We start from the raw sequence: 18,562 nt of genomic DNA on the forward strand, positions 1-18,562 counted from the left end.
TTGTGGCGACCGACACCAGTGCCGCAGTTCCATAGCCCAACGGGCTTACGCCCTTCAGCCCAGGGTTGAGCCGAGGAAACGAGGCCTACCCTGGGGACCGATACCCGAGGGCCACGAACCGCAACGCGGTTCCTTCGCGCGAAAACCTGATCGGCCTGCAACCCGCATAAACAGTGAAGCTTCATACGAGGGTCAGGTGCCAGGTGATTTGGCCGCCTTCGACGTCGAGGAGGGCGAAGCTGGCGGGGGCGCCGCGGTTGGGGCGGGTGATGCAGCCGGGATTGAGGAAACGGACGCCGCGGATGGTTTCGTCGCGGGGGACGTGGGTGTGACCGTGGAGGACCACGTCGCAGCCGTCCGGGATTGCGTGGGGCGGAATGTGGATCAGCAGGAAACGGAGGCCTTCGCGTTCGAGGAGGCGGGTAAGGGGCCAGGTCATGTTGTCGTCGCAGTTGCCGCGGACGTGATAGAGTGGTTTCCCGGCGGTTTGGAGCTCCAGCAGGATGGCGTCGTCGCAGACGTCGCCGAGATGCCAGATTTCGTCGGCGCTTTCGAGCCGGGGAAGGAGAGACTCCGGGAGGCGGTTGTGGGTGTCGGCGATGACGGCTATTCGCATCGAAGCGGGTCGGGTTCGGTGGAAACGGTTTCGTCGGCGGGAGTTTCCCCGTCGGTGGAGTCGGAAGTGGTGGTTTCCGGGGCGGTGTCCGCCGTGTCCACCGTTTCCGGTGCCTCGGGGGGCGGTTGAGTCCGGGCGGGAGTGGTCAGGACGGGAGCCTTCAAGCCGGGCATGTATTCGGAAAATTCCGCCGAGTCCTGGGTTTGGCGGAGGGCGCTTTGGACCATTCCCATCTTGGCGTCGAGGTTGTCGATCATCGAGACGAAGACCGCTTCGGGGGTGGCGGCCATGGCGGCGGCGCCCCATTCGAGTTCCCCTTGGTGGCTGAGGACGATGTGTTCGAGACGTTCGAGAAGGTCGTTGTCGAGCCGAACGGTCATGCCGGCTTTGCGGACGAGGCGATAGCCGAGGACCACGTGGCCCTGGAGGATGCCGAGGCGGGTTTTTTTGATGCTGAGTTGGCCGGTGTATTCGAGGACTTTGCCGACGTCGTGGAGGAGGCAGCCGGCGATGGCGAGGTCGGCATCGACCTCCGGGTAAAAGGGAAGGAGGGCCCGGCAGGCGCGGGCGAGGTGAACGGTGTGTTCGAGGAGGCCGCCCCGGTAGGCGTGGTGCATGGAGATCGCGGCGGAAGATTCGGCGAAGGCCGGCTTGATCTCGGCGAAGGCGGATTCGACCGTCGCGCGGATGCCGGGATGTTCGATCGCGGCGATGAAATCTTCGAACTCGTTCAGGAGGCGGCCGAGGTCTTCGGGCGACGATTCGACGAGGTTTTCCATCAGGCCCGGCTCCTGGAGTTCCTCGTCGGTGAGGAAGGTGAAGCCGAGGATTTTCGGGGAAAGGCGGTCCTGGTAATGGTCGATCTGGCCGGAGACGCTCACCACTTTGCCCTCGACCCCGCTTTGCAACTGGTCGAACAAAGGATTGTCGTTGAAGCAGACGAAGGAGAACGAGCCGGTTTTGTCGCCGAGTTCGACGTGGAGAAACGGGTTGTTGTTCTTCGCGGTCCGGCTGGTGACCTTGCGGACCACGAGAAGGCTGCGGAAGGCGTCGCCCCGGGAGCGGGACGGGTTCTTCAGATGTTGAACGGAAAAATAGCCGCTGGTTTCCTGGCTCATGGTTTGGAAGGGGTAGGGGACTGGTTCGATTGTTTGACGAGGGCGGTGAACGGCTTGAAGGCCGGATGTTCCGCGCCGCCGAGGATTGAGTAAAAGACGGTTTCGGAAGGAAGCAAGTGGCAACCGATCCGGGCGAGGGAGTCGAGCACCGGTTGGCGGTCTTCGAGGCGGCGTTGTCCGACACAATCGGTGAGGACCGTCATCGCTTTTTCCTCGTTGGCGGCGTCGATGGCGGTTTGGTAAACGCAGATCGGGGTTTCGAGGCCGGCCAGGATCAAGTGGTCGATTTCGTGCTCGCGGAGAAGATCGGTCAGGCCGGGAGCCTGCAAGGCGGAAAAGGCGGTTTTGGCGAAGGTGTTGGAGTCGTCGGCGAAACGGGCGAGCGACGGCGTGACCGGGCCGAGTTTCTCCGGGACCTGGAGGGTGAAGAAGGTCCGGATTTGGAGGAGCCGGGCCGCTTCGACGGCGAATTCGCACCGGCGGAGGAGGGCGGGGGCCTCCGGGATCGCTTGCAGGAAGGAATCCTGTAAATCGACCACCAGCAAGGCGACGGAAGGAAGAAACGTGTCGTTCATGTTCAAATGTAGGGGCGGCGGGCGGGGATCTGGACGATTTCGCCGGCCGGCAGGATGAAAGCGGTCAGAAAACCGCCTTGAACGCAACCGGTATCGATCCCGATCGACCATTCGAGCCGGCTATATTGCGGGCGGGGGGTGTGCCCGTAAACCACAAAAGGAGGGCCATGCCAGAGGGTCGACCAATGGGGGGCTTCGGGCCGTTTGGAACGTTTGCGGGGGCGTCCCCGTTTGTCGACCACCTGGATCCGGGTGACGACTTCGGGCGATTGGGTTTCCCACGGGTGGCCCGGCAGGAAACCGCCATGGACGAACACCGTGTCCAACTCCGGGACGTGGTGGGTCAGTCTCATGGTTTCGAGGTAAGCCCAATCTTCGTCGGTGAGCTGGCGCAAGGTGCTGCGGTCGGCTTTCTTCAGTTTTTTTGCATCGCCGTCGCGCCGGTAGCGGAGGAGCCGGTGCTCGTGATTGCCGAGCAAGGGGATCGCCCCGGCCTCGCGGGCGAGGGTGACGGCGCGGTGGCTGTCGGGGCCGTTGTTGACCAAATCTCCCAGCATGATCAATTGGTCGCGGGGACCGGGATTGACGGTTGCGAGGAGTTCCTCCAGTTCCTCGTGGCAACCGTGGACGTCTCCGATGGCGATGTAGCGTTCCGCAGGCAAGTTCAAAGGCGGTTGGGATTCAGGTGTGGGGAGGTTGTTGGGAGAGACGCACCCCACTCCCGGCAAACACGGGATAACACACCCCACCATGCTCGCGCATGGTCCCCCCCTCTCAAGAGGGGATCTGTGAGGAGAAGTTCCCCTCTTGAGAGGGGGGGACCGCTCGCCAGAGCGGTGGGGTGTGTCGTCATGCGGTTGCGACGCAATTGGAGGTTGTCTCCATCGACGGATCGATGCCAAATGAAATCATAACTGAATCTCGCACTTTGATTGACCATGCTCTGGCAAATTAAACCATTTTCCCACCGCTGTTGCGTTTCGAACGCACCGTTCGAGGCAGGTGACGCATACGTTAGTTACCTGACCTTCGACGACAACAACGAACTCCAGCGGTTCGATGTGGCCGACGCGCACGATGAAGGGTTCGAACCGGTGGGGCAACTTCTTTGCCGGTGGCGCCAGGTTTACAAAAAGGAACCGGAGAAGGACGACCGGGGCCGCCGTCAGCGGGAAACAGCGGAGGGATTGTTTTTGTCATTATACGAGGAGCCGCTGGATGCAGAGGGCGCGGATGGTGCCGAAGACGGCGGAGAAGCCTGGGGCGCGGAAGAAGGGGAGATTATGAAAAAGTTTCTGGCGTTGCTGTTGGAGCGGAAGCGGATTTTGCGGCCGCGGGGCAGTTCGCCGGACGGACAGTTTCGTTTGATGGAGCATGGTCGCAGTAAAAACATCTATCCGGTGCCGTCCGGGGAGATCGCCCCGGAAGAATTCATGCGGATCTCCGAGCGGTTGAACACGCTGGTCGGGTGAACACGAAATTCGGCGGCTTATTGACGGGGCCGGGCGGAGTTGCGGGAGAAGGTGGAACAGGCATTCCTGCCTGTTTTTTCCACAGACAGGAATGTCTGTGTCACGATGACGGGGGCGGTTGAGATGACGATTTATTGGCTTCCATTGTTGGCGGCGATTGGCTACGCGGTGGCGGCGCTGATGTTGAAGCGGGCGATGGCGTTTGGGGTCGGACCGTGGCGGGTCAGTTTTTTCTCCAACTGGGGGATGGCGTTGGCGGCGTTTCCGTTGTTGCTGCTTCCGGTGGAGCCGATGGCGGAGGGGTTGGTTTGGCATTTGCCGATTTGGACCGCATTGACCTTCTTCTGCGGACAGATCTTCACTTTTTTGGCGTTATTCCGGGGGGACGTGTCGGTGGCGACGCCATTGATGGGGACCAAGGTGTTGTTCGTCGCCGCGATCACGGTCTTGTTGCTGGGGGAAACGGTATCGATGGGGTGGTGGGTCGCGGCGTTTTTGGCTACGGCGGCGCTCGGACTGCTTGGCGGAGGGAAGTCGGCCCTGGCGGCCGGGAAGTTGTGGCCGACGGTGCCGTATGCTCTGTCGGCGTCCCTCTTTTTCGCGCTGACCGACGTCTTGATCCAAGGATGGGGGCCCGGATGGGGAGCGGGGCGGTTTTTACCGGCGATGTTTGGACTGGTCGGCCTGTATTCGTTCGTGTTCATGCCATTTTTCCGGAACCCGCTTTTTTCGGTCGCTCCTGGAGGGTGGCGGTGGCTCGGTCCGGGAGCGATGTTGCTGGGATCGCAAGGGGTTTTGCTCGGTTATTGTTTGGCGACCTGGGGGCAGGCGACGGCGATGAACATTTTGTATAGTTCGCGGGGTCTCTGGAGCATCGTGCTGGTCGTTTTGATCGGGAAATGGTTTATGAACGACGAACGTATGCTTGGTCGAGGCGTGATGGTTCGACGGGCGATCGGGGCGGCGATGCTCTTGGCGGCGGTGGCGTTGGTCTTGTTGACGTAGGCTGGAGAATCCTCAAGAGCGGAGGCTCCGCCGCCCGGCCGCGGCGACCGGGGTCAACTCACGGCACATCGACCATAAAAACAGTAATATTTAGCCGCGAGAAGGCACAAAAGGCGCAAGATAGGAACTTAACCGGCGGGCTGATTCACCCAACGGATGACTGGTTGTAATCGGCCTCTCATGAGCTACCCATGCATTTTGCGGATTTTGCGCTTTTTTGCGGCTATTCCAACTGCGGAGTTTAGGATCATCTCGGAAATGGGGCGGCGGAGCCAACCCCACTACCTTAGGAAGATCTGAAAAGCGTCAGGCGGTGGCGATCGGTTGGGGGCGGAAATTGTATTTTGCGGATTGGGCGTCGGCCCGGTAGGAAGAACGGACCAACGGGCCGGATTCGACGACGCCGAAGCCGATCGAGAGGCCGAATTCCTTCCACTCGGCGAATTCTTCCGGGGTGACCCAGCGGTCGACCGGAAGGTGGTCGGGCGATGGGCGGAGATATTGGCCGAGGGTCAGGATGTCGACGTCGTCTTCGCGGAGCGTTTCGAGGGCGTCTCGGATCTCGTCTTTGGTTTCCCCGACTCCGAGCATCAGGCTGGTCTTGGTGACGAAGTCCCGCTTTTTGGCATGGCGGAGAATGGAGACGGAGCGGTCCCAGCGGGCCTGGACCCGAACCTTTTTTTGAAGCCGTTTCACCGTTTCGACATTGTGGTTCAGGATGTCGGGTTTGGCGTCGAGGATGATATCGAGGTGATCGAGGTTGCCTTGCATGTCGGGGATCAGGACTTCGATGGCGGTGTAGGGGTTGCGGTAGCGGATGGCCCGGATGGTGGCGGCCCAAACCGAAGCTCCGCCGTCGGCGAGTTCGTCGCGGGTGACGGAGGTGATGACGCAATGCTTGAGATCCATTTTGCGGACCGATTCGGCGACGCGGGCCGGTTCGCCGAGATCGAGTTCGGTCGGGCGGCCGGTTTCGATGGCGCAGAAGGTGCAGGACCGGGTGCAAACGTTGCCGAGGATCATGACGGTGGCGGTGCCGCGCGACCAACATTCGCCGAGATTCGGGCATTGCGCGCTCTGGCAGACGGTGTGCAGGCCGTTGGTGTCAACGACGTTGCGGACTTCTTTGTAAGCCGGGCTGCTCGGCAGTTTCGCCCGGAGCCAGTTTGGTTTGCGTTCAGTCATCCTTCTTTGTCTCGGTGAAAAGTTTCCAGAATTCGGTGGCCAGTATGCATCGGACCTCGTTCAGATCAACGGTTATTCCCAACTCGCGTTGCATGGACGTGACAGATCCGTCGGTAATGCCGCACGGCACGATGCCATTAAACGGCTCGAGGTCGTTGTTGGCATTCAGGGCGAATCCGTGACAACTGACCCACTGTTTGACCGCGACCCCGATGGCGGCGATTTTGCGGTCTTCCAGCCAGATGCCGGTTTTGCCGGGCCGGCGGTCGGCGACTAGCCCGAAACGGGCGACGGTGCGGATCACAGTTTCTTCGAGGAGCCGGAGATATCCATGCAAGTCCCGCCAATGGGAGAGGTCGAGGATCGGATAGCCGACGATTTGCCCCGGGCCGTGATAGGTGATGTCGCCTCCCCGGTTGGTCCGGACGAGATCGATGCCGAAAAGCCGGAGCCGGTTTTCGTCCCAGACCAGATGTTGATCGGCTCCCCGCCGGACTCCGAGGGTGAACACCGGCGGATGTTCGACGAAAATCAAGGCGTCCCCGACCACGCCGTTTTGGCGGTCCCGCAGGCGGCGCAGTTGCCGGTCCCAGGCGTCGGAGTAGGGAAGCGTTCCCCAATCGAGGGTTTCCGGTGGCGGGACTGTTGTCTGGTCATTCAAGCGGTCAATATAGCACAGAAGCCGGAGGGGTTGTCAGGGGAAAACTGCGGCCTTCCGCCCCGGATCGGAGTGAAAACGAAAAAAACCGCTGGCAGAAGCCTTGACAATTTCTCCGGCGCTCCTCTTTTAGAAGGGATCCAACGGTCGCTTAGCTCAGTTGGTTAGAGCGCCTGCTTCACACGCAGGAGGTCACAGATTCGAGTTCTGTAGCGACCACCATCCCTGGGAAATTCCCCCTGCTGCTTTCTTAAGATCGCCCGCCCTCTTTTCCTTAAACATCCTCTTGGGTGATCCTTGATTTTGCCTGGGAATGGCTTGTTGTCAGGGTTTGACGAGAAAACGGGTTAAAGTGTTTGCGTTCAACGCTTGTCAAGTTTTTACAGCTTTTTGACAGGGAAAAACCTTGTCAAACCCTAAGCCCCCCCTAATGCTTTTGCCTACTCCGATTTGGAGTTTTGCAAAAATAATCAACCAAGGTATATCATGAAAGTTGTTACAAAATCGAAAAAAGGTTTCACACTCGTGGAAATCATGATCGTAGTCGTCATCATCGGTCTTTTGGCCGCCATGGCGATTCCCGCGTTCAATAAGGTCCGCGAAACTTCCCAGGAGAAGGCGTGCGTGAACAATCTCCGACAAATTGAATCAGCCAAAGATCAGCATGCCCTTGAGGCAGGTTTGGCTGATAACGCAACGATTCCAGACGGCGCGTTGGATGGTTACATTAAGGGAGGAGTACCCACTTGTCCGGTCTCTACAGGGGTGTATACTATCGGCAATGTTGGTCGCCCTGTGACTTGCAGTGTTCATGGTGACTCCGATGATGATGATGATGATGATGGCGACGACGACGAATGATAGTCTTCAGTTGAGCCTAATTCGATAGCATTTTAAGCCGCTCCTCTATTGGGGGGAGCGGCTTTTTTGTGCTTGATTGAGAAAAATAAAGTTATTTGCGAAGTGAAACGGATGGATGCCTATCGTTATCGCCTGCCAATCCCAGCCGGTTCGAAACTTCAATCACTTATTCAGTTTCCGACGATCATTATCATCATCGGTCTGGTTTCGTTAAAAATTGCTTCATTGTTGAGTGACGTTGTTATCTCCGATCCTCTTCGCGCAATTGGAGAATTGATTTTTTATCTTCTGTTTTTGATAATTGCATGGCGAAGCCTTGATTTGGGGACGGTTTTTCAGAATGTCCGAAGATGGCAACGGGCTGGGATTGTCCTGATTCTTATTTTGCTGATTTCTGCTCAACTCGGCCGTATCTCAGTAAAGACTTATCCATTGGTGAGTTGGACAATGTATTCATCTCCTCGACCGATCACGCTCGAATACCATGACGTCATTGGTGAATTGGCAGGAAACGAGGAAGTCTCGCTTTGCGCAGGTAGTTTAATCGGGGCTAACCCGCGTGCGTTTATGCGGAAGTTGGCGGCTCTGGGAAAAAGGTCGACTGGGGAGGATTCCGGTGAAGCCAGGAGACTTTTGGAGCAATCGCTACAGGAATTGGGCCGGGGATATAACGCGAAATACTCTGGGATGGTGACAACCGTCGCGTTGGTGCGGAGAGAGTTGTCCGAAACCGGCGAGGTCCTTCGAACGGTTCGACTTGCGGAAGTTGCGATTAATCCGGTTGCGACCGGGTTGGGAGATTGATTTTAGGTTATGCTATATCAACGTGCTGCTCCCCAAGGCTTGGCGTTAATTCGTATATTCGCCTACGGGTTGTGGATTTACCTTTTTTTTCGCGGTCATCCAACCGCGTTTGTTCCGTCCGAGCTTTACCAGGTTCGCGGAGTTTTTCATCTGATTCCAGAGCGACTTCTCTTATTTTTCTTAAGCGAGGAATTCAGAACCATTTTCCCTTTCCTATTTGTTCCGGTGGTGCTGGGTGCCGCGTTGGGGCTAGCTCCCTTTCGTTTATGGGCTTTTTTGTCTTTTGTCATGATTCTGCTTTTCGATGGGTTGGCGAAGGGCTTCGGGGATTTTGTTAACCACGCTCAAGCTGCTTGGTTGTTCGTGACGTTGTTTTTGGTTTTCGCCCCTGCTGGAGATGTATTTTTCCTTGGATCAAGCAAACCGAAGTCATCAAGGGTTGAAGAGTATTCGTTCTTTTTGTTTTCGATAACGTTGGTGGTCCTTCTTTGCTATACTTTTATCGGCGTTCATCGATTCGTGTACGGAGGATTCGAGGTTTTTAGCGGGGACGCATTGCGTTCCTGGTTGTTGGTCAGAAGTCAGCAGCCTTCCTATTATAGTTTCCGGTTCGGGCTGACAATCGCTAATAATCCTGTCCTTTTTTACCTGTTCAACATCGGTTTTTTTATTGTCACCTTGGCAGAGGCTGCGTCTTTGTTTTGTTTGATGTATCGACGGTTTGCGATGGCATGGTTGGCCCTTATGACCTCGTTCCATATCTTGAGTTTGTTTACGCTGAATATTTTCTTCTGGGAAAACTTGATTTTACTGTGGTTGTTGTTCTTCCCCTGGGGGTTGGTTTTAAATCGGTTTTCATGTTCCCGACTGACTTGTAAGGCGGGAGACTCGGGACCGGAAGAGGCGGCAGATGCGTTGGTGTCGACCGAGCGGCCCAGGTAGAAAGGCCGATTGTATTTGGAGCGGTTTGCCATTTCGGGGGGATGCGGGGTATTTTTGCCCGGGATTGGAGATGGAGACGTTACCGGATCAGTATGCCTCGGTGGAGGAAAGGGAAGGAGGGCGGCCGCGGGAGAGGCGGAGTGGGTTCCAGAGGCAGTTGTTGGCGCTTTTTCGGCATCATATTCCGGAGGGGGCTCGGGTGTTGGATTGGGGGTGTGGGTCGGGAGATCTGTTGCGAGGTTTGAAGCCGTCGCGGGGATTGGGCATTGATCCGAGCGCGGAGTGGATCCAGGCGGCAAGGAAACGGAGTGACAATGGGGAGTGTGAATTTGAAATCGGCGATCCGGAGGAACGGGTGGTCGAGGAAAAGTTTGATCACATCGTGGCCAATTACCTGACGGGTCACCTGGAAGACATTCAGAGATTTTTCCATAACCTCCTGCGCGCGGCCGAGGCGAGGACGCGATTACACGTGACTTCGTTGAATCCCTTGTGGTTATTTCCGTTGACGTTGGGGGAAGACGTCGGGGCGATCATGCGGCATCCGCCCGATAATTGGCTTTCCGGGCGGGACATCGAGAATCTGCTCGAACTGAGCGGGTGGGAAGTGGTGTCGCGGCAGACGGAGCAGTTGTTTCCGTTCGAGTGGCCGCTGGTAAGTTCGGTGGCCAACCGGTTTTTGGTCAGGTGCCCCTATTTTCGCCGGTATGGAATCACTTTACACCTGATTGCCCGACCGCGGATCCGGCCCGAGATCCGTGGTCCGGTCTCTTGTTCGGTGGTGGTGCCGGCGCGCAACGAGGCGGGGAATATTCGCCCGGCGTTGGAGCGCATCCCAGTCCTGGGCGAGCGGACCGAAGTGGTTTTCGTCGAAGGGAACAGTGTCGACGACACTTGGGAGGTGATTCGCCGCGAGGTCGATCTTTATGATGGGCCGCACTTGGTCCGCGCGATCCGGCAGCCCGGCAAAGGCAAGTGGGACGCGGTGAAGTCCGGTTTCGCGGTGGCGCGGGGGGAGGTGGTGGTGATCCAGGACGCCGATTTGACCGCTCCGCCGGAGGATTTGCCGAAGTTTTACGAAGCGATTGCCAGTGGGGCGGCGGAAATGGCCAACGGCAGCCGCTTGGTGTATCCGATGGAAGCGAAGGCGATGCGATTTCTCAATCTGCTGGGGAACGGATTTTTCGCGGGGGCGTTGAGTTTTGTTTTGGGCCAACCGATCAAGGACAGTTTGTGCGGCACCAAGATGATGTTAAGGAAGGACTATCAGCGGGCGATGAAACGGTTGGAAGCATTTGGGGACTTCGATCCGTTCGGCGATTTTAGTTTGTTGTTCGGTTCCGCTCTGCTCGGGCTCCGGATCCGGGATGTGCCGGTGCGTTACAAGCAACGGGAGTATGGGGATACAAACATTTCTCGGTTCCGGCACGGAATGCAATTGATGCGGATGACGGTGTTTGGGTTGCGACGAATCCGGTTCTTTCCGTTGCGGATGCGTCCCCGGTGGAGAAAGTGACTCGGAGGGGACGTGACTTGGACGGGACGTAGCGATTGTGGTAGCATGCCGACTATCGCTGGATGAGTCAGCGTTGCGTGGTCGGGTTGGCTTTGCCGCCCGACGGCGGCGGACGGGAGCGTCGGATGAAGTTTAACGTCGGTCGTCGCGGCCGGGGGGAAAGGGTTTTCGCCGTTATGAACACCGTGGAAGTGGGGCGGCGAAGCCAACCCCACTACTCATCGGGTGAACCTTTGCGTTAGTCTTTTTCTTCTTCGGTTTTGTCCTCCTCTTCTTGATCGCGTTCTTCCGGGCGTTCGCCGAAGACGATCGGTTCCTCCAGGGTTTCTTCGAGGGCGGCCATCTTGGCGCCGCGGACGTTTTGGAGGACTTCGCCCAAAGAGGTCACTTGATCGAGGAGTTGTTGGTGTTGCTGATCGAGTTGGTTTTGCAGCTCCGCCATGCGCCGGTGTTCTTCCTGGAGATCCTGGTGGGTTTGGGCGACGTCGCGTTGTCCGCCGGCGTCGGCTTGTTGACCCTCGTGCAGGTCCATTTGGTGGCGGGCGATGTGGCGACCGTGGCGGGCGACGTGGGCCGCGTGTTTTTCCAGGACCGCTTCATGAGTAAGAAGGGCGGCTTGGGTTTCGGCGAGGATCCGCATCGCTTGCAGGTGTTCGAGCCTGGCTTCGGCGATTTTTTCCTGCCAATCGAGGTGTTCTTCCAAGGCCTGGCGGTGGTCGGCGCTCATTTCCCGGTGTTGCTCTTGTTGAGCGGAAAGCAAGGGGGTGGCGAGGAGCGCGGCTCCGATGATATAGCTGATTTTTTTCATTTTGATCGTTCCTTGGTTTGTGGATTTGTTGATTCCTCGAACTGGGAGCAAGGATGGTGCCAAGGCGGCGTCGGACCGGGATGGCCCAATTTCAGCGGGTTGCGGCGGGGCGAAGGGCGAGCATCAGTTGCACGATGCAAGACGGAAGGCGGGAAACCGTGCGTTTTTCGAAAAAATGCGGCCCGATCCGTCCCGCGGTCTTTTTCAATTTTAAAACAGCAGTATTGAGACCCCGTCCCGAAAAGGGTTGGCGTTCGCCGGATCGGCTCCGCTACACACCCCACCACTCTGGCGAGCGGTCCCCAGCTCTCAAGAGGGGGGAACTTTTTTACGCTGATCCCCTCTTGAGAGGGGGGGACCATGCGCCAGCATGGTGGGGTGTGTTGTCTTCTCCGCTTTTACTACCAGGGAACGACCGAAAACCTTTTCGGATACTCTCTATTCAGCCGCGAAAAGGGACAAAAGGGCAGAAATAGGAACTTAAGCGGAAGGGCTGGTCATCCTCCGTGGGACTGGTAAATCGGCCGCTCATGAAGCCATCCCATTGTTTTGCGTATTTTGCGCTTTTATGCGGCTATTCCAACTGCGGAGTGTAGTTTCAACCGGCCGCTGCGGGGAGGCAATCGGTGGAATTCCGTCCGCAACAGGACCGGATGGTCGCCGCGAGGGTTTCTGAGGCGGCGCCCTTCGTGATGTAGGCGCACGCTCCGGCATTCCGCATGTTTTGGGCCATGTCTTCTTCTTCGTGCATCGAAAGTCCGATGATCTTGACGTGGGGAAATTCGGAACGAATCAACCGGGTGGCTTCCACCCCGTTCAAGTGGGGCAGGTTGACGTCCATGATGATCACGTCCGGCTTGGCCGACCGGGCTTCTTTGATGGCCATCAGACCATCGGACGCCTCGCTGATCACTTCAATATCGCTTTGGGCCTTGAGGAGGGTCGCCAATCCGGCCCGGACCATCTGGTGGTCGTCAACCAGTAAGACCCGGATCACGTTCGGTCGGGAAAGGGCTTTTTCGCCTTCGGTCAACGCCTCGTCGGATGAGTCGTCGCCGGCGCAGGTGGTGGAGGGCTGGCGGGAGTCCTCCTCGATTTGAACCGGAAAAAAGAGGCTGATCGTCGCGCCTTTGCCAGGGGCGCTGTCGATGGCGATCCGGCCGCCGTAGAGCTCAAGGCGTTCACGGATGCTGAAAAGGCCGAATCCGCCTTGTTGGGATGATTGTTGGGACGGGTCGAATCCGTCGCCGGAATCGCGGACGGTCAGGACTCCCAGCCCGGGGGCGGCGGCTTTCAAGGTGACCGCGGCTTCTTTGGCTCCCGAATGTTTGATGACATTGAAGAGAAATTCCCGAACCGCTTCAAAGAGGAAGGCCTTCATGTCGTCGCTGGCCGGGGCGATTTCGTCGTCGCAATCGAGTTCGATTCTCAAATGGTGGTCGTTTTCCATTCGGCGGCTGAGCCACTGGATGGCGTTTCCCAGTCCGCCCTCATAAAGGATCGGCGGGCTGAGTTCGACGGTCAACGAACGGGATTCGTCGATCGAGCGGCCGATCAATTCGTCGATTTCGTGAAGGGCTTCCCGGTTTTCCGGCTCGGTGGCGCGGCTCTGGAGCATGCTGACCCGCAGCTTCGTGGCCACCAGCAGCTGCTGGATACTGTCGTGGAGGATGTGGGCGAGCCGCCGCCGTTCGCGTTGTTCGATCTCGGTCAACTCCGAGGCGAGGGCGCGTAGTTGGCGGTTTTTCTGTTCGGCGACGGCGGTTCGTTCGGCGACCCTTTTTTCCAAGGTCAGGTTGAGGGCTTTGAGTTGGTCCTCGGCTTCTTTCCGTTCGGTGATGTCGGTCGCGAAAATGGCGGTGCCTCCATCGGAAGGATAAAAGCGCTTCTCATACCAACGTCGGGTGACAGGGTGGAAGAACTCGATGCTGACTTCCCGTTTTTCGGTCGCGGCGATCTCCATGTGGCGGCGGTAGTTGTCATCGACCGCGTCGCCGATCACCTCCCATTTGTTCTTGCCGATCAGTTCTTCGACCGGCGCTCCGTACATTTCGCTGGCGCGGCGGTTGGCGAAAATGAAACGCCAGTCGTGGTCGACCATGGCGAACGAGTCGTTGATGCTGGCGAGGACGGTTTCGCGTTCGTCGAGAAGGTTGCGGACCTGGTATTGGCGCAACCGGGCTCGAAGGGCGACCTGGACGGAACTGACCAGTCCGAGGCCGTGGAGTGGCCGTTCGAGGATGTTGACGTTGCCGCTGTGATTGAAGATCCGCAGGTGTTGTTGAGGCACCGAGGCCGAGAAGCGGCTCGTCAGGAAGATGATCGGGGGGTCGGACCAGGCGGGTTGGTCGGCGAGGAATTTCTCGAACATCGCCATCCCCGCCGTATTGAGGGATTCCTCAGCGATCATGATGACCCCGACGCCCCGCTGCGCCTCCTCGCACAGGGCGGGGAGGGAGGCGCAGAGGTGGACATCGAGGTCGTAAGTTCCGAGAACCTGTTGGGCGAGGGCTCCGTCTTTTCCGGTGGGAGCGACCAGGAGCACCCGTTGTTCCTCGGGAGTTGCGCGGAGAGACTCAGGCACCCGATTCCTCCATCATCCGTTTGCTCGACCCGTAATATTCGGGCACCCCGGTCAGGACTCCGTGGAATTCGGTCAGCGGTTCGCCGACCTGCAATCCCTTGTCGGTGATCTTGAATTCGCGCAACGAGCGTTCGTGGCTGCCGGTTCGTTTCTTGATGACGGAGATCGCTTGCCGCACGTGTCCGTGGGCTTCGAAGTAGCGTAGAACGATGACTGTGTCGGACAGGTAGGTGATATCGATTTCCGATGGTCCGGAGATGACGCCGTGCTGGGTGGCGGTCAAGAGGGTCGTCACCTGCTGTTGGCTGAGAAAAGTGAGAAGCTCGTGGAGTTTGATATTGAGGAGCTTCTCGTTGGGCATGGCGTTCAGGAAGCCGTTCAGGCTGTCGAGGACCACCATTTGGACCTCATCTTGGAGGACGCAGTCTTTGATGGAGTGGGCGAACTCGCCGGGCGAAATCTCGGCCGGGTCGATCTGGCGGACCCGGATGAGGTCCTTTTCGACCATCGTGGCGAAGTTTGGGTTGATCACCTGGCACCGCGAGATGAAGCAATCGACCGATTCGTCGAAGGTGAAGTAGGCGGAGCGTCGGTTTTGGATGGCGGCGGCGTGCAGATAGTGGCCGGCCAACGTCGACTTTCCGGTCCCGGAGGGCCCCATGATCAGGGTGCTGGTGCCGCGGTCCAGGCCGCCTCGCAGCAGGCGGTCGAGTCCCGCAATGCCGGAGCTGACGTGTTCGTCTTTCTGTTTGTTGGCGTGCTCCGCCGCGACAAGGCGGGGAAAGACCTGCATGCCGCCGGTTTCCACCCGGTAATCGTGGTATCCCCCTTTGAATTTCGACCCGCGGATTTTTTGAATCAGCAGGCGGTAGCGTTGGGCGCCGTATTCCAACGGGAGTCCCTCCAGATGGATCACCCCGTGAGCGATGCTCTGGACCTGAAGGGCGGAGCTTTCCGTGCTGCGGTCGTCGATCAGGAGAACCGTCGCGTCGAAGCTGGCGAAGAATTGTTTCATCGCCAGGACCTGTCGGCGAAACCGGAACGGATCGTGGGCGAGCAAGCGGAGTTCGGAGAGCGAGTCGAAGACGAGGCGTTGCGGTTTGATGCGTTCGATCTCCTTGACCAGAATGTCGGTGGTCTGGTTCAGCTCGACCTCCGACGGGCGGAAAAGGGTGCTTTGGGCCTCCAGTTCCAGTTGTTTTTCGAGAGCGGAGAGTTCGAACAGGTGGATACCGTCCAACGACCATCCGTGGGAGGCGACGATTTCTTCGAGTTCGTCGCGGGTTTCAGCGAGAGAGATAAGGAGACAACTTTCGCCTCGGCGGCGTCCTTCCAAAAGGAATTGCATGGAGAGCGTGGTCTTGCCGACGCCCGGGTCTCCCTGAATCAAGTAGGTGCGGTTCGAGGGAAGTCCGCCTTCCAGGATCTCATCGAGCCCTGCCACACCTAAGGCGGTCCGTTTTCTTTGACTGTTTACCATAAAGTTGAGAGGCGGCAGGAGGAGAACGACTCTTCCCACTGACCTAGCGAGCATTTTACCAGCTAGGGTAAATCTGGTCAAATATCTAGTGTCGGATTGGAAGCGGTTTGAAGGGGATTCCGCAGGAAGCTTTCAGGGGAGAACCGACGCCTCGTGGGGGGGCGGGCGCTCACCCTCCGAGCGGGAGAGTGAGCACTGGAGCGGCCAAGCTGTGGGTTCCCGTCTCGAGTTGGAACAATTGGGAGACCAGATTGAAAGTCGATTTTCCTTCGAGGTCGGCGTCGTCGATATAATACCAATACCCGCGATACCGCACCGCCACCGCGGACCCGCGAGGCGCGCGGGCGGAGCTTCGGATCCGGATCAAATCGCCGAGAACCTCCGTCCAATCGAATTCGACCCCATCCTCGAATCGGGTGATCGTCACGAGTCCTCCGGCCCGATGTTCCTCGGGAACCTCGACGCTCTGCGCCAGGAAATACAGGACTCCCATCAACGAGCGGGTATTGAGGACCAACGCGTCGGGGGCGGTCGCGCCGATGGCGGTGCCACTCCGTATCGGGTAGCGGAGAATCGCCGGGTCGAGGCGGAGGAGTCCGGCGAGGGTTTGCCAATCGTCCGATGCGGCGGCGGTTGGCATGACGAACAGTTGAGGGATGGGCGAGGCGCCGCCGTCGGTTTCGAATCCGACATCGATGCCATCGCGGATTTGGAGGGAACGCAGGATGCGGGCGGCTTGGACGAAATTTTCGAATTGGGGCGGGTAGCCGGGGGTCGGGCCGGAGGCGTTGACGGCATTCCGCTCACCGTTCATCCGCTGGACGGTCAGGCGCAGGATTCGTTCGATGCTCCAGCCGGAATGGTAAAGGAGGAGCACCGATTCCAGGGAAATTGGACGGAGCAGATGCTCGGTGAAATCTTCGCCTTGGAGCGGGGAGTAGGAGATGGTCGGGGTGTCGGAGACCCCGATCCGGGCTCCCGACCCATAACCGGCCAACGCCCGCCCCGGGGAACGGAAATCGGCGGAAAGATCGGCGCCGAGGTCGAGACGCATCTGGGACGAGACGCTGCCGATTTGGAGGAAAAGAGGTGTGTCCCGGTATTTGAGCCGCACCAGATTGAGGAGCAACTGTTCGTCGTTGGTCCGCTGGATGGCCTCATTGTAGCCCTGCCGCCCCTCTTCGATGCCCCGCGGTCCGATGGTTTGGCACCCGGAGCCGGCCACGATAACGAGCAGCCAGAGCGGGATGGAAAAAAATTGGAAAAACCGGGAGGAGCGGTGAATACGCATCCGTTTATCACACGGCGGCAACGGACTGGGTCAACCCCTTGTTTCGAAAACTAAACATTTGGAGGCAGGTCGAAGCGGTTTGGTATTGCGGGAGAAATCGCCGGTCAGTTTCCGTTTGATATTCGGGGGCTTTCGACGTATTGGTTGCCGTTTTATGAACGAGACTCCGACCGATAACACGCACGATCTTTACGCCATGCGGCTGGGCAAGTTGCGCGAAATGCGCGACGGTGGCTTCGATCCGTTTCGGGCCGAATTCACTCCGACCCACACCTCCGCCGAGGCGGTCGCCGCCTTCCGCGACGAGGAAGAGGCGGAGCAGCCGACGGTCGCCGTGGCCGGTCGCCTGATGGTGGTGCGGGTGATGGGGAAAAGCATTTTCGCGAAGCTCCAGGATATGTGGGGGCAGATCCAGATCTACCTGAAGCGGGACGAGGTCGGCGACGAGGCGTTCGCGGCGTTCAAGCGGCTCGACATCGGCGACATCCTCGGCGCCTCCGGAGCCCTTTTCCGGACCCGCACCGGGGAGGTAACGGTTCGGGCCACCGGTTACACCTTGGTCTGCAAGTCTTTGCGCCCGCTGCCGGAGAAGTGGCACGGGTTGACCGACAGCGAACAGATTTACCGTCAGCGGTATCTCGATCTGATCGTGAACCAGGATTCGCGCCAACGCTTCTTCATCCGGAGCAAGGTTATCGCCAAGATCCGTCAATTTCTCGATGAGAGAAACTTCATGGAAGTCGAGACCCCGGTTTTGCAAGGGGTCGCGGGCGGGGCGGCGGCCCGTCCGTTCGTCACTCATCATAACTCCCTCGGAAGCGACTTTTTCCTCCGGATCGCGTTGGAACTTTATTTGAAGCGGCTCCTGGTCGGAGGCTTCGACCGGGTGTATGAGATCGGGAAGAATTTCCGCAACGAAGGACTCTCCCGGCGTCACAATCCGGAATTCACCATGCTGGAGGTGTATCAAGCCTACACCGACTTCCGCGGGATGATGACCTTGGTCCGGGATTTGGTCCAGACGCTCTGCCGCGACGTGCTCGGCACCACCTCGATCGAGCAGCCGAGCGGTCAGGTGATCGAGCTCGGCGGCGAATGGGCGGAGCGTTCCTATAAGGATTTGATCCGGGAAAAGACCGGCGACGCCGATTGGTTTTCGCACAGCCGGGAGGAGAAAATGAAGCGGGTCCGGGAAATGGGGCTCGAAGTGGCCGACGACGCGGAGGATTTTGAGGTGACCCACGAAATCTTCGAAAAGCGGATTGAGCCGACCTTGATCCAGCCGACCTTTGTCACCTATTTGCCGAAGGAACTCTGTCCGTTGGCGAAGATCAACCGGGAAGATCCGGGCACCATCGACGTGTTCGAGCTCTGCATCAACGGTCAGGAAATCGCTCCGGCTTATTCCGAGCAGAACGATCCGTTCGTGCAGCGGGAAATGTTCGAGGCGCAGGCCGGCGAGGAAATCCAGAATGTCGACCAGGATTTCCTGTTGGCGCTCGAGCACGGCATGCCGCCGGCCGGGGGCATGGGAATCGGAATCGACCGCCTGTTGATTCTGTTGACCGGCGCGGAAAGCATCCGCGACGTCATCCTGTTTCCGCAAATGAAGCGGACCGCCGCTCCGGCCCCGGCCCGGTCCTGACG

17 protein-coding genes and 1 tRNA gene are annotated in these 18,562 nt (G+C 58.6%); 8 read left to right on the forward strand and 10 right to left on the reverse strand.

What is annotated here, in order from left to right; genetic code table 11:
- Positions 1–181: 181 nt before the first annotated feature.
- From ACWUI2_RS14130 to ACWUI2_RS14145, 4 genes are read right to left on the reverse strand one after another with little or no spacing between them, the layout of a single operon-like run.
- A complete protein-coding gene (locus ACWUI2_RS14130) occupies positions 182–616 on the reverse strand; it encodes a metallophosphoesterase family protein (protein ID WP_486983499.1) in 435 nt (144 codons plus the stop codon).
- The gene (locus ACWUI2_RS14135; RefSeq protein WP_486983500.1) at positions 607–1,734 is read right to left on the reverse strand and encodes a 3'-5' exoribonuclease YhaM family protein; all 1,128 of its coding nucleotides are present in this window, start codon (positions 1,732–1,734) and stop codon (positions 607–609) included. Before ACWUI2_RS14135 ends, ACWUI2_RS14130 begins: the two co-directional genes overlap by 10 nt.
- Positions 1,731–2,309, reverse strand: coding sequence for an isochorismatase family protein (locus tag ACWUI2_RS14140; RefSeq protein WP_486983501.1), 579 nt, complete (start codon positions 2,307–2,309; stop codon positions 1,731–1,733). Before ACWUI2_RS14140 ends, ACWUI2_RS14135 begins: the two co-directional genes overlap by 4 nt.
- A gap of 2 nt (positions 2,310–2,311) precedes the next feature.
- Positions 2,312–2,977, reverse strand: a complete 666-nt coding sequence (locus ACWUI2_RS14145) for a metallophosphoesterase (protein ID WP_486983502.1) — start codon at positions 2,975–2,977, stop codon at positions 2,312–2,314.
- A gap of 270 nt (positions 2,978–3,247) precedes the next feature.
- On the opposite strand from ACWUI2_RS14145, the gene ACWUI2_RS14150 reads away from it, so the two are divergent.
- Together ACWUI2_RS14150 and ACWUI2_RS14155 are read left to right on the forward strand one after the other, a co-directional pair.
- On the forward strand, positions 3,248–3,781 hold the full coding sequence (locus ACWUI2_RS14150) for a hypothetical protein (RefSeq protein ID WP_486983503.1): 534 nt from the start codon (positions 3,248–3,250) through the stop codon (positions 3,779–3,781).
- Between the two features lie 105 nt (positions 3,782–3,886).
- Positions 3,887–4,786: an EamA family transporter gene (locus ACWUI2_RS14155; protein ID WP_486983504.1), complete on the forward strand. Its 900-nt coding sequence runs from the start codon at positions 3,887–3,889 to the stop codon at positions 4,784–4,786.
- A gap of 306 nt (positions 4,787–5,092) precedes the next feature.
- On the opposite strand, the gene lipA is transcribed toward ACWUI2_RS14155, so the two are convergent.
- Both lipA and lipB read right to left on the reverse strand, forming a co-directional pair.
- Entirely contained in the window at positions 5,093–5,971 is an 879-nt protein-coding gene (gene lipA / locus ACWUI2_RS14160) for a lipoyl synthase (protein ID WP_486983505.1), read from the reverse strand.
- Complete coding sequence (lipB, locus tag ACWUI2_RS14165) at positions 5,964–6,632, reverse strand: lipoyl(octanoyl) transferase LipB (RefSeq protein WP_486983506.1); 669 nt, start codon at positions 6,630–6,632, stop codon at positions 5,964–5,966. The genes lipA and lipB overlap by 8 nt, the downstream gene beginning before the upstream one ends.
- Positions 6,633–6,774: 142 nt before the next feature.
- Between lipB and ACWUI2_RS14170 the strand changes: the two genes are divergently transcribed.
- The 5 genes from ACWUI2_RS14170 to ACWUI2_RS14190 all read left to right on the forward strand — a co-directional run bounded on the left by ACWUI2_RS14170 (position 6,775) and on the right by ACWUI2_RS14190 (position 10,752).
- Positions 6,775–6,851: transfer RNA gene (locus tag ACWUI2_RS14170), tRNA-Val, on the forward strand.
- Positions 6,852–7,115: 264 nt separating this feature from the next.
- On the forward strand, positions 7,116–7,490 hold the full coding sequence (locus tag ACWUI2_RS14175; protein ID WP_486983507.1) for a prepilin-type N-terminal cleavage/methylation domain-containing protein: 375 nt from the start codon (positions 7,116–7,118) through the stop codon (positions 7,488–7,490).
- Positions 7,491–7,562: 72 nt separating this feature from the next.
- Positions 7,563–8,294, forward strand: coding sequence for a hypothetical protein (locus tag ACWUI2_RS14180; protein ID WP_486983508.1), 732 nt, complete (start codon positions 7,563–7,565; stop codon positions 8,292–8,294).
- A 9-nt stretch (positions 8,295–8,303) separates the two neighbouring features.
- The gene (locus ACWUI2_RS14185) at positions 8,304–9,236 is read left to right on the forward strand and encodes a hypothetical protein (protein ID WP_486983509.1); all 933 of its coding nucleotides are present in this window, start codon (positions 8,304–8,306) and stop codon (positions 9,234–9,236) included.
- Positions 9,237–9,306: 70 nt separating this feature from the next.
- Positions 9,307–10,752: a glycosyltransferase gene (locus ACWUI2_RS14190; RefSeq protein ID WP_486983510.1), complete on the forward strand. Its 1,446-nt coding sequence runs from the start codon at positions 9,307–9,309 to the stop codon at positions 10,750–10,752.
- Positions 10,753–10,990: 238 nt separating this feature from the next.
- Here the strand turns inward: ACWUI2_RS14190 and ACWUI2_RS14195 are convergent, their stop codons facing one another.
- From ACWUI2_RS14195 to ACWUI2_RS14210, 4 genes are all read right to left on the reverse strand, one after another.
- The gene (locus ACWUI2_RS14195; RefSeq protein ID WP_486983511.1) at positions 10,991–11,560 is read right to left on the reverse strand and encodes a hypothetical protein; all 570 of its coding nucleotides are present in this window, start codon (positions 11,558–11,560) and stop codon (positions 10,991–10,993) included.
- A 598-nt stretch (positions 11,561–12,158) separates the two neighbouring features.
- On the reverse strand, positions 12,159–14,144 hold the full coding sequence (locus ACWUI2_RS14200; protein ID WP_486983512.1) for a response regulator: 1,986 nt from the start codon (positions 14,142–14,144) through the stop codon (positions 12,159–12,161).
- Positions 14,137–15,588, reverse strand: a complete 1,452-nt coding sequence (locus ACWUI2_RS14205) for an ATPase domain-containing protein (protein ID WP_486983513.1) — start codon at positions 15,586–15,588, stop codon at positions 14,137–14,139. The genes ACWUI2_RS14200 and ACWUI2_RS14205 overlap by 8 nt, the downstream gene beginning before the upstream one ends.
- Before the next feature lie 205 nt (positions 15,589–15,793).
- Entirely contained in the window at positions 15,794–16,915 is a 1,122-nt protein-coding gene (locus ACWUI2_RS14210) for a hypothetical protein (RefSeq protein ID WP_486983514.1), read from the reverse strand.
- A 154-nt stretch (positions 16,916–17,069) separates the two neighbouring features.
- On the opposite strand from ACWUI2_RS14210, the gene lysS reads away from it, so the two are divergent.
- Entirely contained in the window at positions 17,070–18,560 is a 1,491-nt protein-coding gene (gene lysS / locus ACWUI2_RS14215; RefSeq protein ID WP_486983515.1) for a lysine--tRNA ligase, read from the forward strand.
- Positions 18,561–18,562: the final 2 nt, after the last annotated feature.

The organism is Verruconatronum alginivorum, from assembly GCF_056590205.1.